Below are 15,551 nucleotides of genomic sequence, written 5' to 3'. Positions count from 1 at the left end.
TAAAAAAACTTCGGCTCAATATTTACTTGTCGCTATTCCTTCCTGGGCCTGCCTCTACGGCTGCGGGGAGGTATAGCATTCATCCCTGCAATAACCCCTCGTGACTTTTGCTCAGATTTGGCTAAATAACTGATTACGTAACGTAGTTCATCAACTGCTTGCCTATTGCGGTGATCCACTATTGTTCCGGAGCTTGCAACGAAATGCTTTTTCTTGGAACACAGATGAAAGAGACCTTCATCGTCTGTTAAGCTGCGCCATTCTTCACCTATCGCACGCGAGGTCGGATAACATTTTCGATGCTTCTGCCCATCAAGATAAATCATGGCATGTACATGTAGCCCCTTACGTTGTCTGTATTCAATTACCCAGTAGTACCCAATAACCATCTTTCGGCCAATTACCACGTCCATCAGGTGCTGTATCTCGCCCTCCATCTCATCCATGAGATTACGCTGCGAGCGTTCACTTCCTTGTTTCCAGCCAAAATCCATACGAAAAGCCAGTAAGCGGGAATAACGCTCAAACATTTCATCCAGGTGGTGGTTTATATCTTCGAGAAGTAAACGATGCATAGGGTAATTAGGGTTAGCATTGTAGGGTTCTTTCATGATCTATCCTCAAACTAAATGGGGTTCAATAGATAGATGTGTGATGTATTTTTTATACAGGGATGAGTATTGATTACAGGAGGGGGATGGTTAACTCCGGGTGATAATACTAATTAACCTTAAATCAGTAAGGACTGATGGTTTCACGGATTCTATCGCAGGTTCGTTTGGTTGCCTTACACAGGAAAAATGTGTGCGCGAAATCTGAAGTATTGCAGTGCGATCTGGCGTTTTACGGGCCTTAGTGATAGGTTGTTATGCATAATCAATTAAATGCATAACAGTTATGATAAAGAGAATAACATTTAACACCGATGATAATTTAACGATTGATTCAATCGACAGGTATGCCGAATCCAATGGCACGTCACGTTCGAAAGTAATATGTGAGTTATTACGTTCCACTGCACCTATTCTTGATTTTGTGACATATCAAAATAGAATTACTCAGGAGGTTGAAAGCAGGCTTTTTAGCTTGTTTTATCATGAGGTTCGTCACTTCGAAACCCAAAATACAAAGGACGAAATTACATTAAAACATTTGCATTTACTTTCAAAAAAACTCATTTTTAGTATTTCTCCAAAACCAGTCATGGAGTTTTCACTGCCTCCTCGTCAAGAGTGGGAGGGATATCGAAAGGAGTTTTGTCAAAAAGTAAGCGGACATATTGAATTGTTCGAGCCAGAATCAAAAGGTGATGTTCGACATGTATATTTATGCGTCGAGAATAATCTCGGGAGAAATTTTAAATATGAATTAATACAGATTGAAATACCCAAATTTATAGTTGATGAATATTTATTTGATTTGCATTCCTTGTGCTATGTGAAGCTTGTTGATTTCTGCAATGACGGAATTGCTGAATACATGCAAAAAAAGAAAAAGCACTTAAGTGCGGCATATCTTTCTTGGGTTCCTGTTGTGAGGTTTAGAGACGGTTATATATTCATTGCTGCTTTACAAATAAATAAAGCGTCTACAGAACAGTTATATCCATCTGAGTCAATAGTCAACTATCCCTACGATTGTTGGAAGTGATACTATTTAAGCGCATTCCAATTTTTTTGAGATATATATCATTTTCATGAACATACCAGCATAACGGCAGAACTTCACGGTTCTGCCGTTTTAGTTTTATTTATTGCAGGAGTAATCATGAATAACCCACGAGGTTTACAGCCACTAAACCATTCGCTTTCCGGCCTGCCGCAATGGGTATCTGAACGTATATTGCAGCAGATTAATCAGTTAACCCATTATGAGCCAGTGATCGGCATTATGGGTAAAACCGGGGCGGGGAAGAGTAGCCTGTGTAATGCCTTGTTTGCCGGGAGTATATCACCGGTCAGCGATGTGGCGGCCTGCACCCGTGATCCTTTGCGATTTCGTCTGCAAGTCGGTGAGCGCTTTATGACCATTGTGGACCTGCCCGGTGTAGGCGAAAGCGGTGCACGTGATAACGAGTATGCTGCGCTGTATCAAGACCAGCTTCCCCGGCTTGACCTGGTGCTGTGGCTGATTAAGGCCGATGACCGGGCACTGGTAACGGATGAGCATTTTTACCAGCAGGTGATTGGTGAAGCATACCGGCATAAGGTGCTGTTAGTAATCAGTCAGTCGGACAAAGCCGAGCCTGGCAGCGGTGGAGATAAATTGTCCACAGAGCAGAAACAAAATATCAGCCGTAAAATCTGCCTGCTGCACGAACTGTTCCAGCCTGTGCATCCGGTGTGTGCCATATCGGTCCGTCTGCAGTGGGGAGTACGGGTGATGGCAGAGCAGATGATTAAGTGCCTGCCACGCGAGGCCAGCAGCCCGGTTGTGGCGCAACTACAATGCCCCTTTCGTACTGAACAGGTAAAAGAGCAGGCCCGAGACGATTTCGGTGAAACCGTTGGTGTAGTGCTTGATACAGTCAGTGCTTTTCCCCTGATACCCGCCCCGGTGCGTGCCATCATTCAGGCCGTACGCACCACAGTGGTGTCCGTGGCCCGCGCCGTCTGGGATTTCTTCTTCTGAGTATTTAACCCTTCCTGTGATTCCCCAAGCCCTGTCGCTTATGCGACGGGGTTTTCCTGTATCTATTTTTCCAGCAATGAGGAGTTTAACTATGACCCGTCTGGCTTCGCGCTTTGGTGCAGCAAACCTTATCCGTCGTGACCGTCCGTTAACCCGTGAAGAGTTATTTCGGGTGGTGCCCAGCGTATTCAGCGAGGACAAACACGAATCCCGCAGTGAGCGATACACGTACATACCGACAATCTCCCTTCTCGATAGCCTGCAGCGGGAAGGCTTTCAGCCGTTCTTTGCCTGTCAGACCCGGGTGCGTGACCCCGGCCGTCGGGAGCATACAAAGCATATGCTTCGCCTGCGTCGGGAAGGACAGATTACCGGTAAGCAGGTGCCGGAAATTATCCTGCTCAACTCTCACGATGGCACCAGTTCGTATCAGATGCTGCCGGGGTTATTCCGTGCCGTGTGTCAGAACGGCCTCGTCTGCGGCGAGTCGTTTGGTGATGTGCGGGTACCACATAAAGGCGATGTGGTGAGTCAGGTGATTGAGGGAGCGTATGAGGTGCTGGGGATTTTTGACCGGGTGGAAGAAAAGCGGGATGCCATGAAGTCTCTGCTGTTGCCGCCTCCCGCGCAGCAGGCACTGGCAAAGGCTGCGCTCACCTACCGTTTTGGTGAGGACCACCAGCCCGTGAGCGAATCGCAGATACTCTCCCCGCGCCGCTGGCAGGATGAGAGCAATGACCTGTGGACTACCTATCAGCGCGTGCAGGAAAACCTGATTAAGGGCGGACTCAGTGGTCGTAATGTTAAAGGCGGGCGGACGCACACCCGTGCCGTACGTGGCATTGACGGGGATGTGAAGCTTAACCGGGCACTGTGGGTGATGGCGGAAACATTGCTTACACAACTGCAGTAGTCATTACCTTTGTTGCCATGTTGTTAATATCGGACACCACCTGTCCGCATTGCAACGTACTGACAGATCCCACTCCCTCGAAGATGACCTGTAACCCCCACCACATCTGACTTTTGCAGAAATGAAAAATAGTTTCTGCAGTGTCCATACCCTGTCCGCACCCCTCTTTAAAGTATTCACATCATTTTCAGTCAGTTAACTTTCACGGAGAACCATTCATGACACAGGCAGAACGCCGCCATGACCGGCTGGCTGTCAGGCTGTCACTGATAATCAGCCGTCTGGTGGCGGGGGAAACGCTGAGCGTACGCAAACTGGCCGCTGAGTTTGGCGTGTCGGTGCGCACACTGCGGCGGGATTTTCGTGAGCGGCTGATGTATCTGGACCTGGAATATCAGTCCGGCTACTGCCGCTTACGTACTGCTGGCAGTGAGATGCAGATGGTGCCAGATGTGCTTATCTTTGCCCACCGGAGCGGGCTGGCCGGGCTTTTCCCTGGCCTTGACCGACGCCTGGTGAACGCACTGCTGATGTGTGACGAGTCTCCCTGCGTGATATCGCCCGCCAGTCCGCTCCCTTCACCGTCTGGCTCATTGTCTTTCTGGCGGTTGATTCAGGCTATTACCGGGCGCAGGCGGGTGATGCTGATTGCGGATGGACAGCGCTGTGAGCGACTGGCTCCCTGTCGGTTGCTCATCCATCAGCAGGCCTGGTACCTGGTGGGTGAGCACGACGGACATATCGCCGTATTCACCCTGGATGAAATCCATCTGGTTCAGCCCCTGCAGGAGACGTTCCGCCGTAATGACAGTCTGTGCCGCCTGGCAGAAGACCCAGTGTTCATTCAGTCCTTACCCCATTTTCGCTTTATCCAGCAGTCACTGCTTGCGTTTGTTCCGGCTGACTGCCCACCGGAATAGATCAGGTTTTGTTATCAACCCGGCAACAGGGAGGAGCCCTATGCCCGTTATTGCCATTATCGCCATTGTTGTCATCGTCATCATTCTGAACAAAACCGGGGTGTCTGACAGCCTCACGGCCCTGACACTTGGCACCGTTGCCGCACTGCTGACAGGCGGTGGCGCAGCGGGTGCCGCCAGTGTTGCGCTGACGCCGTTCGTCGGTGTTCCGGTAGGCATTTTCGTGGGGATTTATGTCTTTGCCAAAGTCGTTCGTCTGATTTCAGGAAAAAAATAATGAAACGTAAAACACTCCCTCTGCTGGCACTGGTTGCCACCACCCTGTTGCTGAGCGCCTGCGATGACAGGAGTGATGACCTGAAAGCCATCAGCAAATTCAAGGACCTCACGCCTCCGCGCTTCAGTGACGTGGTCAGCCGCCAGGATGATGTCAGTGAGGAATGGGCACAGATTGGCTTCTCCACAGGTCTCACCCTGCAGGTCTTACGTACCCGTCAGTCGCCGGAAGGTTGCGAGGGTGGCAGTTACTACTATCTGGTGGATATGGAGGAAAAAACCGTGCAGCCGCTGATGAATGCGCTGTGTATTGCCGACAATATCAAACTGGAATACCACGAGGTCACGGACCCGTATTCGAAGGAAAAATACTTCGAATACTCCCATGACGGCAAACTGATGGGGCGGCTGCTGATACCGTCAAATCCTGATAATCAGGAATAAAAATAAAGATAAAGGTGACAGGAATGAAAACACGTTCACTCAGCCGGTTTGCGCTGGCAGGCGTACTGCTCGCGAGCTTTAATGCTTCTGCGGTTCCCGGACTCTGGCAGCAGGGTTACGGCCAGGGCAATGCGGAATACAGCGTGACGGACGCCAGTGGGAAGATGTTTACCATAAACTGTACGGGCAATCTGGACCAGAACGGTATCTACCAGCACTCGGTTTTTCTTACCCTCGCGGGAGACAAAACGGTCAGTTCGCATGATGACGGTACCGACATCACGGTGGTGATGAACCATCAACAATACGCCATTCCGTCCAGCCTGGGCTGGCGTAACGGGGATAACGCCTGGTACAGCTTTATCATGGATATTCGCAAGGCCTCGCAGTTCGAGGTCTACGTCAATGACCGCAAAGTTGGAACGTTTAAACCTGATATGCAGAATGCACAAAAGGTCCTGCCAACATTAGCGGACTGCACTAACGACTGATACATTCATTTTTCGACATGCAATCCAACCCCGACAGCCACCAGGCTGCCGGGGTTTTCTTTTTTTTGTCGCTTAATCAACAACGATATTGAAACCGAAGGTGGTCAAGCTTCCGATCAGATGATCGACGTTAGGGGCATACACTTCGGCTGCGCCGACGAAAGTAACACCACGTTCAACCGCTACACGAATGAGCTCGATTGCCTGTTGTGTATCTGTGGCCGGGGCGTAGCTCATTTCGACAGCATCGATAACGAATCTCTCGCACTAATATCCTATAGTTTTTAAAAATCATAAGACTTAGATATTCAGTCGAACCTTACGCCTCGTCAAAGCCTCCCCCAGCCATTCTGATTTCGTGAATAGCATCGCAAAATTCCTCCCCCACAACGTAATTAACTTGCGGAAGCAGTCTCCCAATGATAGTAAATCATTACTTTACGAATTATTGTGAAGAAAGAAAGTACTTTACAGTTCAATTTAGGAAGGACTTCCCATGTCAGAATTGAAATTTGCTACACGCCTGAACTCTTTTGCCTCCGGACCACATATTTACTGGCCTGATTTGCAGGGTAAACCGTCGGTACTGCAAATGATTGAACGCGCCGGAACGGTGCAAGGCTTGACTCACCTGGATTTAAACTACCCCCAGCATATGACAACTGACGTTAAAACCATGCGCCAGGCCATTGAAGCTGCTGGCCTTGCGGTTAACGGAATGCAAATGCGCTGGGATGCTCCTGAATTCAAAATCGGTGCCTTTACTCACCCGGATGCAAAAATTCGCCGCAAAGCCATTGAGCTGACTAAACAAGGTATTGATGCAGGGCGCGAGTTTGGGGCCAAATTAATGACACTCTGGATGGGTCAGGATGGCTTTGATTACTGCTTCCAGGCTGATTACAAAAAGATGTGGGAAGATGCCGTCAGCGCAGTACGTGAAGTAGCGGAATACGCACCGGATGTTGATATCAGCATTGAATATAAGCCCAATGAACCTCGCGCATACAGTATCTTCCCGAACGTCACTACCTGCCTGTTAGCCGTAGAAGAAGCGGGGTCACCAAATCTGGGCATTACGCTTGATTTTGCACACGTACTTTTCGCCAACGAAATCCCGGCTTACGCCGCCGCAATGGTTGCACGTCGCTCACGTTTATTGGGTCTTGATCTGAACGACGGCTGGGGAAAACGTGACGATGGTCTGATGGTTGGCTCAGTCAATCCTCGCGCAACACTGGAATTTATCTGGCAAATGCAGCGCGATGGTTATCAGGGTGCGTATTACTTCGATACCTTCCCGGACGCTAGTGGTCTTGATCCGGTACGCGAAGCTGAAACCAATATCGCGACCGTCAAACGTTTCTTAAAACTGAGTGAAAAACTCAACAACAACCCGGAGCTATCAGATGCGATCGCGCGTCAGGATGCTGTTACATCACAGCAAATAGTGAATGACATCATGCTGGCTCGCTGATTCGTAAGCTACCGGTGTTTTACCCCTACAAAAACATTGAAGGTCAAAAGATGAAAATAAAATTACTCTCTGTACTCGCCTCTACCTTATTCAGCTCTTGCCTTTACGCAGCGGAACTTCCACCACTGCATTCTGATACCGAACCTGATCGTACAGACTGGACAGAGCTTACCAGCAAATATGGCCCGATGCCCGCCGTCGACAGTAAGCTGAAAATTGGCGGCGTATCGAAAACATTAACCAATGAATACTGGCGCTCGCTGGGTGAAGGCTACAAAAACGTAGCGAAAAAAAATGGTTTTACCGTCGCTTATCAGGCTGCGGCAAATGAAGACGATCAGCTAGGTCAGCTTTCAATTGCCGAAACCCTTCTCTCTCAAGGTTTTAATGGCCTGCTGGTGTCACCGCAAACTGATGCCAATCTGCAACCTGCCTGGGAAACCGCGAAAAGCAAAGGAATTCCTGTCGTCAACGTGAACGATGCCGTCATGCCAACTGCTGCATGGTATGTGGGCAATGTGCAGAAAGATAACGGTGTCCGGGTCGCGAACTGGTTCATCAAACACCACCCTGAAGGTGGCAAAGTAGCCATTATCGAAGGGCAACCGGGTGTATATGCCGCAGGCCAGCGCACCAGCGGTTTTCGTGAGACTATTACCGCCAACGGTAAATTTACGCTTGTCGCCAGTATTCCGGCAAACTGGAGCCGCGAGCGTGCCTATAATGCCGCCGCCACTATTTTGCAACAGCATCCTGATTTAATTGGCTTTTACGCAAATAACGACGGCATGGCGTTGGGTGTCGTTGAAGCCGTGCGCTCGGTTAATAAATCTGCCCAGGTTGCGGTCTTCGGCACTGACGGCATTTCTGATGCTTATGCATCCATCAAGCGCGGTGAGTTGACTGGCACGGTGGATAGCTTCCCGGTGTTGACGGGCGAAGTTGCCATGGAAGTGATGCTGCGTCTGATTGATGGGCAGAAAATCTCTCGTGTAGTTTCAACTCCGCAGGCGCTCATCACTAAAGAAAATGCAGATGCATTCTCCACCAAAGATAACAACAAACTACGTGAACTGCTGAAACAGCAATAAAGCCAGGCAACGGAGGGTGTATGGAACAGTTTTGTTTAACGATGCGCAGTATCACCAAAACCTATGGCAATGCCATTGCTGTTCAGGACGTTGATTTTTCAGTTAAACGTGGGGAAGTACATGCGCTAATTGGCGAAAATGGCGCCGGGAAATCGACATTGCTCAATATCCTGTCCGGCGTCAGGGCTGCGGATAGCGGTGAGATCTGTGTTGAAGGTCAGGTTATTCAGATGAAAAGCCCGCTGTCTGCGCGCCATGCTGGTATTGCCATGATCCACCAGGAATTGCAGCACGTTCCTGAACTCTCCGTTGCGCAGAATATGTTTTTAGGCCGACCATTAACCAGATACAAAGGTTTGTTCGTTAACAAGAAAGCCCAGTACGCAAGGGCGATGACGATTCTTAAACGCCTCGATCCCACGATCGATCCCAACGAACCGATTAAGAATCTCAAAGTATCCCAACAGCAGATCGTGGAAATTGCCCGCGCACTGCTTGATGATGCGAAAATCATCGCCATGGATGAACCAACATCCAGCCTGACACCACGTGAATTTGACCGGCTGGCGGAGCTGATTTCCGATCTCAAATCTATGAATGTGGCGCTGATTTACGTGTCGCACAAAATGAATGAGATTTTTAAAGTCTGCGACCGTGCAACCATTATGCGTGATGGCAGGCAGGTCGGCGTGGTTAACATTTGCGATGAAACGGAAGAGACCATCGTCACCAAAATGGTGGGACGTAAAATTGAGAAGGTACAGCACAATTCTTATGCTACTGAAAAGCTGGTGCTGGAAGTCAAAAACCTTGGTCGAGATAAAGCCGTCGTCAATGCCAGTTTTAAGGTTAACGCGGGCGAGGTGTTGGGCATTGCCGGACTGGTTGGAGCTGGACGCACTGAGCTTTTGAAGCTGATTGCCGGTATCGATAAATCCACCAGTGGGCAGATAGCAATAGAAGGCGAAGTGCTGGGAAAACTCTCTATCGCTAATGCCATTCGTGCTGGTATCGGGCTGGTACCAGAAGACCGCAAAAAGGAAGGCATCATTAAAGAACGTGCGGTCAAAATGAATGTCGCCCTACCGTCAATGCGAAAATTCACTGTAGGTGGGCTGATTAAGAAAAGTAAATTAAATCAGGTCGCGACTGATGTAATGACTGACTTAAAGTTACGCCCGCTGAATATTGAAAAGCCGATTGGCACACTAAGCGGAGGCAATCAGCAAAAAGTGATTATTGGTCGCTGGGTTGCCGCCGACGCCAGAGTATTTCTTTTTGATGAGCCTACCCGAGGTATCGATATTGGTGCCAAATCAGAAATTTATAATCTGATTGAAAAGCTGGCTCAGCAGGGAAAGGCGATAATAGTTGTCTCATCTGAAATGACAGAAATAATCCGCATCTCTGACCGCGTATTGGTTATGCGCGAAGGTAGAATTTCCAGAGAATTACATGGCAAGGATATTACAGAGGAAAATATTGCCCGATTCGCCATCAACGATCTGGACGTAAAAAATTAATTTCTCCCTTTTATCTTTAAGGTTACTCATCATGATGACACAAGGTAATACACAGCCAGCGACCCCAGTTACATCACATTTTAAATTTAACGTGCGTGATGCCGGGACGCTTATTGGTTTATTAATTATTATTGTCACCTTCTCTTTTCTATCACCGGTATTTTTTACTTTACCCAATTTTCTTAACATTCTGCAACAGTCGTCAATTAACGCCATTATCGCTCTCGGCATGACGCTGGTTATCATCTCAGGAGGTATCGACTTGTCAGTTGGCCCTGCAGCTGCACTATCAGCAGTGCTGGGTGCTACACTGATGGTCGCGGGTGTTCCGGTTCCGTTAGCCGTAATGGCGACGTTAGGTATCGGCGCATTATGTGGAGTATTCAGCGGAACACTTGTCGCTTATGCTGGCTTACAACCCTTTATTGTAACTCTGGGTGGTTTGTCACTGTTTCGTGCTATTGCACTGATTTTCACCGATGGTAACCCAATATTTGGTATTCCAGTGGAGTTCCGCAATGTCATAAATGGACTGGTGTTTGGTATTCCCATGCCAATTATTATTGTGGTGGCCATTGCGCTTATTTTATGGGTGGTTATGAATAAGACCCCTTTGGGTGAGTATATTCTTGCGGTGGGTGGGAATGAAGAAGCTGCACGTGTGGCAGGCGTGCCGGTAAAAAGAACAAAAGTCACTGTATATGTTCTTTCTGGTGTATTAGCTTCACTCGCTGCACTTATTTTAATTGGACGCCTGGGGGCTGCTGAACCTACGTTAGGAAATTTATGGGAGCTTGATGCTATTGCTGCGGCTGCGATTGGTGGTGCTTCATTAATGGGAGGTAAAGGTAGCGTACTCGGTACAATTATCGGGGCAATAATTCTCGGGGCATTGCGTAATGGTTTGACATTGTTGAATATCCAGGCTTTTTATCAATTGCTTGCTACAGGCCTTATTATTATCATAGCGATGTTGATTGACAGAGCGACACGAGGCAAATAATGAACCTGGACCCACGAGCGATTGGTGCTCAAATTCGTATGAGATTGCCCCATCTGACTCCGTTGGAGAAAAAGGTTGTGGAGTCAATCACGCTAAAAACCAATTTATCTGAGCAAACGTCGTTAAAAGAAATTGCTCAGGAGAATAATGTTTCTGAGGCGATGGTAGTAAAACTTGCCAAGAAACTTAACTTTTCCGGTTTTCGTGATTTCAGAAGCAGTTTGATTTATTACAACCATTCTGAAGTAGCTAATCTACATGCGGAAATTGAGCCTGAGGATTCGTCGGAACAATTATTGGCAAAAGTGTTTCGGACATCAATCCAGGCAATCGAGGAAACCAGTTCAATACTCGATATTGCGGCTTTCGATCGTGCGGCTGATATCATATTCAAAGCGCGCTATATCGATATGTACGCCGTCGGTGGTTCGGCCACCGTCGCACGTGACCTGTCGCATAAGCTTCTGAAAATTGGTATTAAATCGTCAGTGCATGACGATGCTCATACCATGCTGATGTCTGCTGCTATTTTGTCTGACGATGATGTGGTTATTGCAATTAGTCACTCCGGTGCCACACGTGCCGTGAATGACCCGATTAAACTGGCTACCCGCAACGGTGCCAAAGCAATTGCCATTACTAACTATGCTGAGTCACCTATTGCGCACAATTCGCATGTGGTGCTCAACTCCACATCACAAGGATCGCATCTGCTCGGGGAAAATGCCGCATCGCGTATTGCGCAGCTCAATATCCTGGACGCGCTGTTTGTCGCTATCGCCAAAAAGGATTTGAAGAAAGCGGAAAGAAACCTGATGAAAACGCAGCAAGCGGTCAAGGATTTAAGAGAGTACTAGCATGAGCAAAATAGTAGTCACAGGCAGTCTGCATTACGACATTATGTTACAGGCGCACCATCGCCCGGAAAAAGGTGAAACCGTTATTGGCAGTGGTTGCCACTATAAATTCGGCGGTAAAGGTGGGAACCAGGCTGTTTCCGCTGCAAGGGCCGGCGCACAGGTGGCTTTTGTAGGCGCGGTTGGGGCTGATACTAATGGAATATTTTTAAGCGATATCCTCAAGGACAATGCCATTGATATCAGTCGACTGGCAACCATTGAACAGGTTCCATCTGGAATGAGTGTCGCCATTAGTGATGCCGAAGGAGATTATGGCGCAGTGGTGGTTTCTAACGCTAACAATCATATTCCTGAAAGCACTTTTTGTGATTCAGCATTATGGGATCAGACTCAACTGCTCATTTTGCAAAATGAAGTGCCTGAATCTGTAAATGTTCGCGCCGCACAACAAGCCCATCATCATGATGTTCTGGTGTGTCTGAATGCTGCTCCCGCGCGAATGATGAACCAGGAATTGGAAAGTAACATCGATATTCTGGTTGTTAACGGCGTCGAAGCACGGGATTTGAGCGGAATTGACGTGACTGATTTGGCTTCTGCACGTACCGCGACGGAGAAATTGTGCGAACGTTTTCCTGCAGTGGTGGTTACTGCCGGTGAGCACGGTGTGGCATTTGGGTTGAAGGGCGAGCCCGCCAGCTCCCTTTCAGCGATTCCTGTCGTATTAGTCAGTACTCACGGAGCGGGGGATTGTTTTGTTGGCGTGTTGTGCAACGCACTGTCACAAGGTGAAAGTCTGGCGCAAGCTTGTCAACGCGCGAATGAAGCTGCAGCGGAACATGTGTCACGTATTACCGAGTAATTTTAGTGCGGTGGTCAATCCGGACACCGCATTATTGCATCACTTACATTTCAAGATTTTCCAAAAACTGAATATTGAATCCATGGGTTGAACTCACAGCACAAGGCGGACGATCATATCCAAGAAGTATTTGTAGTGATAAATCTCATTATAGAATTCGATAAATATCCATTTTTCTAAATAATTACAGATAGATATTATCCCTATGCATTCTCCCGCATCCTCACTGGATTGCGGGATTTTTTATTTTTAACACTGTGAATGGGTGTGAGTCACTGGGTCATTGCTGGCTTCGTTTCCTCATGCATTTCGCACAGGTATTGCCATCTGCCTGCTCGAATACACCCATTACGTCTCCGTACCGAATCCAGTGCCATCCTTACTACCATTGATTAGGAGTTTTGCCATGGAGAAACAACTGACCTTGTTTACGCCAGAACTGCCGTTGACCTCACTGCGCACCATCAAACGTGCCCTGAGTCTGCTAGACCATCACCTGCGCGAACCGGGTGTGGCATTTACCTCCACACAGGCCGCACGCGACTGGCTCAGGCTGAAGATGGGTACCCTTGAGCGGGAAGAATTTGTCGTGATGTACCTCAATAACCAGAACCAACTGCTTGCCCATGAAACGCTGTTCACCGGCACTATCAGTCACACTGAAGTTCATCCCCGCGAGGTGGTGAAACGCGCCCTGTACTTTAACGCGGCAGCAGTGATATTTGCCCATAACCACCCCTCAGGGGAGGTTGCTCCGAGCCAGGCAGACAAAGCCATCACCCAACGACTGGTACAGGCGTTGATGCTGGTGGAGATCCGGGTCCCCGACCACCTGATTGTCGGCGGTAGGCAAATATTCTCATTCGCCGAACATGGTCTTCTTTAACAGGAATAAAATTATGAACAAAGACGCTACCCAAACCTGGGGGCTTAAACGAGATATCACACCGTGTTTTGGAGCACGGCTGGTGCAGGAAGGCCATCGTCTGCATTTTCTGGCGGACCGTGCTGGTTTCACCGGCTCATTCAGCGAGATGCAGGCCCGACATCTGGATGAAGCCTTCCCACATTTTGTCGCACATCTGGAGCTGATGCTGCTCTCCTGCGAGCTGAATCCCCGGTACGCGCACTGTGTCACGCTGTATCGTAACGGGCTGACCTGTGAAGCAGATACGCTGGGCAGTCATGGGTATGTGTATATCGCAATTTATCCCTCAAATCAGGTTAAAGACTGATCCTCAGCATCGTCTTAGCTTTGTAAGCCATCAAATCTTCCGTTCCTTTATTTAAGAGACTCAACATATGCAAATCTCAACTGTACCGGCCACGGTGCCGGTTCCGTCACGCCTGTCGCCCGTCCAGGTGTGGCAACAACTGTTAACGTATCTGCTGGAGCAGCATTACGGCCTGACACTCAACGACACGCCATTCCATGATGATGCGGCCATTGAGGAACATATCGAGGCTGGTATCACGCTTGCTGATGCGGTGAATTTCCTTGTGGAACGCTATGAGCTGGTGCGCACCGACCGCAAGGGATTCACCTGGCAGGAGCAGACGCCATTCCTGACCGCTACCGATATTCTCAGAGCAAGGCGAGCTACCGGATTAATGAATACGTAAATTCTTCGAGCCTCATTCCTGATTTTTACCTCTGCACTTTCCTCTCTTTTTATTCATCGCATAATGCGCCTGCCACTTACGGCAGGCGTGTTTGCTTTTATGGATGATTGACGATGCAAACAGAACCCGACGTATTAAGCGAATTCAACTAACGGATGAATGATATTTTGGAGAAGCATTAATCGGGGATGCTGTCATCATGTTAGAATCTGGTTGGATCAACGCCTTGGTTTTTGCCCCGATTCGAGTCCCAAAATCAACGATTTAATGTGTTGGTATCGATGTTGGTACATTATCTAAATGCTATTTTTTATTGCTTTTAAATCAAAGGATTAATTATTATGTGCGAGTCCGGCCTTCGCACCATTAGTATGTAAATAGACCTCAACTGAGGTCTTTTTTTATGCCTAAAATCCAGTCCCCGCAAGGCTCCTCTCGCTTTTTCAGTCAACATAAGTCAACCTGATTCAATCTACATCAACTTACTGATGCGGGTACAAATGTGGGTATATCCCGGTTCGATAATGTTTGTACCCACACAGAACCCTTGAAAGGATACTCAATATGGCTCTGAGTGATGTGAAGGTTCGTACTGCTAAGCCGGAAGCAAAAGCTTATAAGCTGACTGATGGTGACGGCATGGTGTTGCTGGTTCACCCGAACGGTTCTAAATATTGGCGGCTGCGTTATCGCTTCGGCGGGAAAGAAAAGATGCTGGCATTGGGGAAATATCCTGAAGTGTCATTGGCTGATGCCAGGGTACGACGTGAAGAAGCCCGCAAGCATTTAACTAATGGAGTCGATCCCAGTGAGAATAAGAAAGCTGTTAAGGTAGAACAAGAGCAAGAGGCGATAACTTTTGAAGTGGTCGCCAGAGACTGGCATGCCAGCAATCAAAAGTGGTCTCCATCGCACAGTGCTCGAGTGTTGAAAAGTCTGGAAGACAATTTATTTGCCGCAGTAGGGAAGCGAAATTTAGTAGATATTGGTACTCGCGATTTACTGGTTCCAATTAAAGCCGTGGAGAAGTCAGGACGTCTTGAAGTAGCTGCGCGTCTTCAACAGCGGACAACGGCAATAATGCGCTTTGCGGTACAGAACGGCTTAATTGATTACAATCCTGCACAAGAGATCGCTGGTGCGATCGCAACAGCTAAACGAAAGCATCGCGCTGCGCTAGATCTCAACCGCATTCCTGAGTTACTCCATCGTATTGATAACTACACCGGCAGACCATTAACGCGGCTAGCTGTGGATTTGACGTTACTAGTTTTCATCCGTTCGAGCGAGTTACGTTTTGCTCGCTGGACGAGACTGTAATTAAAATTGTGTATCTGCCTGTTTTTGATATGTTCACTCCAACAACGGAGACAGGCAAATTATGGACGAAAAGAAACTTAAAGCCCTTGCGGCTGAACTGGCTAAAGGTCTTAAAAC

The 15,551-nt window shown here is 48.2% G+C and carries 17 protein-coding genes and 2 pseudogenes; 17 read left to right on the top strand and 2 right to left on the bottom strand.

The annotated features are described in order from the left end of the window. Positions 1–32: 32 nt before the first annotated feature. Positions 33–611: a YagK/YfjJ domain-containing protein gene (locus tag LVQ79_RS15270; RefSeq protein ID WP_153880691.1), complete on the bottom strand. Its 579-nt coding sequence runs from the start codon at positions 609–611 to the stop codon at positions 33–35. A 286-nt stretch (positions 612–897) separates the two neighbouring features. Here LVQ79_RS15270 and LVQ79_RS15265 point away from each other — a divergent pair, with 286 nt between their 5' ends. From LVQ79_RS15265 to LVQ79_RS15235, 7 genes are all read left to right on the top strand, one after another. Next, complete coding sequence (locus tag LVQ79_RS15265) at positions 898–1,650, top strand: YagM family protein (RefSeq protein ID WP_232865595.1); 753 nt, start codon at positions 898–900, stop codon at positions 1,648–1,650. A gap of 117 nt (positions 1,651–1,767) precedes the next feature. Then, positions 1,768–2,631, top strand: a complete 864-nt coding sequence (locus LVQ79_RS15260) for a GTPase family protein (RefSeq protein ID WP_232865594.1) — start codon at positions 1,768–1,770, stop codon at positions 2,629–2,631. 91 nt (positions 2,632–2,722) lie between these two features. After that, positions 2,723–3,544, top strand: a complete 822-nt coding sequence (locus LVQ79_RS15255; RefSeq protein WP_232865702.1) for a DUF932 domain-containing protein — start codon at positions 2,723–2,725, stop codon at positions 3,542–3,544. Positions 3,545–3,762: 218 nt separating this feature from the next. Continuing rightward, positions 3,763–4,464, top strand: coding sequence for a DeoR family transcriptional regulator (locus LVQ79_RS15250; protein WP_232865593.1), 702 nt, complete (start codon positions 3,763–3,765; stop codon positions 4,462–4,464). A 40-nt stretch (positions 4,465–4,504) separates the two neighbouring features. Next, positions 4,505–4,741, top strand: a complete 237-nt coding sequence (gene ypjK / locus LVQ79_RS15245; RefSeq protein WP_042015432.1) for a protein YpjK — start codon at positions 4,505–4,507, stop codon at positions 4,739–4,741. Continuing rightward, complete coding sequence (locus tag LVQ79_RS15240) at positions 4,741–5,184, top strand: YfjS/YafY family lipoprotein (RefSeq protein ID WP_232865592.1); 444 nt, start codon at positions 4,741–4,743, stop codon at positions 5,182–5,184. Before ypjK ends, LVQ79_RS15240 begins: the two co-directional genes overlap by 1 nt. 23 nt (positions 5,185–5,207) lie before the next feature. Next, positions 5,208–5,675, top strand: coding sequence for a YfjT/YkfB family phage-associated protein (locus LVQ79_RS15235; RefSeq protein ID WP_232865591.1), 468 nt, complete (start codon positions 5,208–5,210; stop codon positions 5,673–5,675). A 131-nt stretch (positions 5,676–5,806) separates the two neighbouring features. Here LVQ79_RS15235 and LVQ79_RS22590 read toward each other — a convergent pair. Further along, positions 5,807–5,912, bottom strand: a pseudogene (locus LVQ79_RS22590) (aldo/keto reductase); the annotation flags it as partial. 259 nt (positions 5,913–6,171) lie between these two features. On the opposite strand from LVQ79_RS22590, the gene LVQ79_RS15225 reads away from it, so the two are divergent. From LVQ79_RS15225 to LVQ79_RS15180, 10 genes and pseudogenes are all read left to right on the top strand, one after another. Continuing rightward, positions 6,172–7,152: a TIM barrel protein gene (locus tag LVQ79_RS15225; RefSeq protein WP_134186387.1), complete on the top strand. Its 981-nt coding sequence runs from the start codon at positions 6,172–6,174 to the stop codon at positions 7,150–7,152. A gap of 50 nt (positions 7,153–7,202) precedes the next feature. Then, a complete protein-coding gene (locus LVQ79_RS15220; RefSeq protein ID WP_134186390.1) occupies positions 7,203–8,243 on the top strand; it encodes a sugar ABC transporter substrate-binding protein in 1,041 nt (346 codons plus the stop codon). A gap of 20 nt (positions 8,244–8,263) precedes the next feature. Continuing rightward, positions 8,264–9,766 carry a sugar ABC transporter ATP-binding protein gene (locus LVQ79_RS15215; protein WP_232865590.1) on the top strand — a complete coding sequence of 501 codons (1,503 nt, stop codon included), beginning with the start codon at positions 8,264–8,266 and terminating at the stop codon, positions 9,764–9,766. A gap of 31 nt (positions 9,767–9,797) precedes the next feature. Then, positions 9,798–10,769: an ABC transporter permease gene (locus tag LVQ79_RS15210; RefSeq protein WP_232865589.1), complete on the top strand. Its 972-nt coding sequence runs from the start codon at positions 9,798–9,800 to the stop codon at positions 10,767–10,769. Next, positions 10,769–11,626, top strand: coding sequence for a MurR/RpiR family transcriptional regulator (locus LVQ79_RS15205; RefSeq protein ID WP_134186396.1), 858 nt, complete (start codon positions 10,769–10,771; stop codon positions 11,624–11,626). The genes LVQ79_RS15210 and LVQ79_RS15205 overlap by 1 nt, the downstream gene beginning before the upstream one ends. A gap of 1 nt (position 11,627) precedes the next feature. After that, complete coding sequence (locus LVQ79_RS15200; RefSeq protein WP_232865588.1) at positions 11,628–12,491, top strand: ribokinase; 864 nt, start codon at positions 11,628–11,630, stop codon at positions 12,489–12,491. A 406-nt stretch (positions 12,492–12,897) separates the two neighbouring features. Further along, complete coding sequence (gene radC / locus LVQ79_RS15195) at positions 12,898–13,377, top strand: RadC family protein (protein WP_232865587.1); 480 nt, start codon at positions 12,898–12,900, stop codon at positions 13,375–13,377. 13 nt (positions 13,378–13,390) lie between these two features. Beyond that, positions 13,391–13,726, top strand: a complete 336-nt coding sequence (locus tag LVQ79_RS15190; RefSeq protein ID WP_232865586.1) for a type IV toxin-antitoxin system YeeU family antitoxin — start codon at positions 13,391–13,393, stop codon at positions 13,724–13,726. 67 nt (positions 13,727–13,793) lie between these two features. Continuing rightward, on the top strand, positions 13,794–14,114 hold the full coding sequence (locus LVQ79_RS15185) for a TA system toxin CbtA family protein (protein ID WP_232865585.1): 321 nt from the start codon (positions 13,794–13,796) through the stop codon (positions 14,112–14,114). A 564-nt stretch (positions 14,115–14,678) separates the two neighbouring features. Continuing rightward, positions 14,679–15,431 (top strand): annotated as a pseudogene (locus LVQ79_RS15180) (tyrosine-type recombinase/integrase); the annotation flags it as partial. Between the last annotated feature and the right edge of the window lie 120 nt (positions 15,432–15,551).

It is taken from the genome of Buttiauxella cochleicola (assembly GCF_021282405.1).
GTDB lineage: Bacteria > Pseudomonadota > Gammaproteobacteria > Enterobacterales > Enterobacteriaceae > Buttiauxella > Buttiauxella massiliensis.
This window is presented reverse-complemented; position numbering and strand designations above follow the sequence as displayed.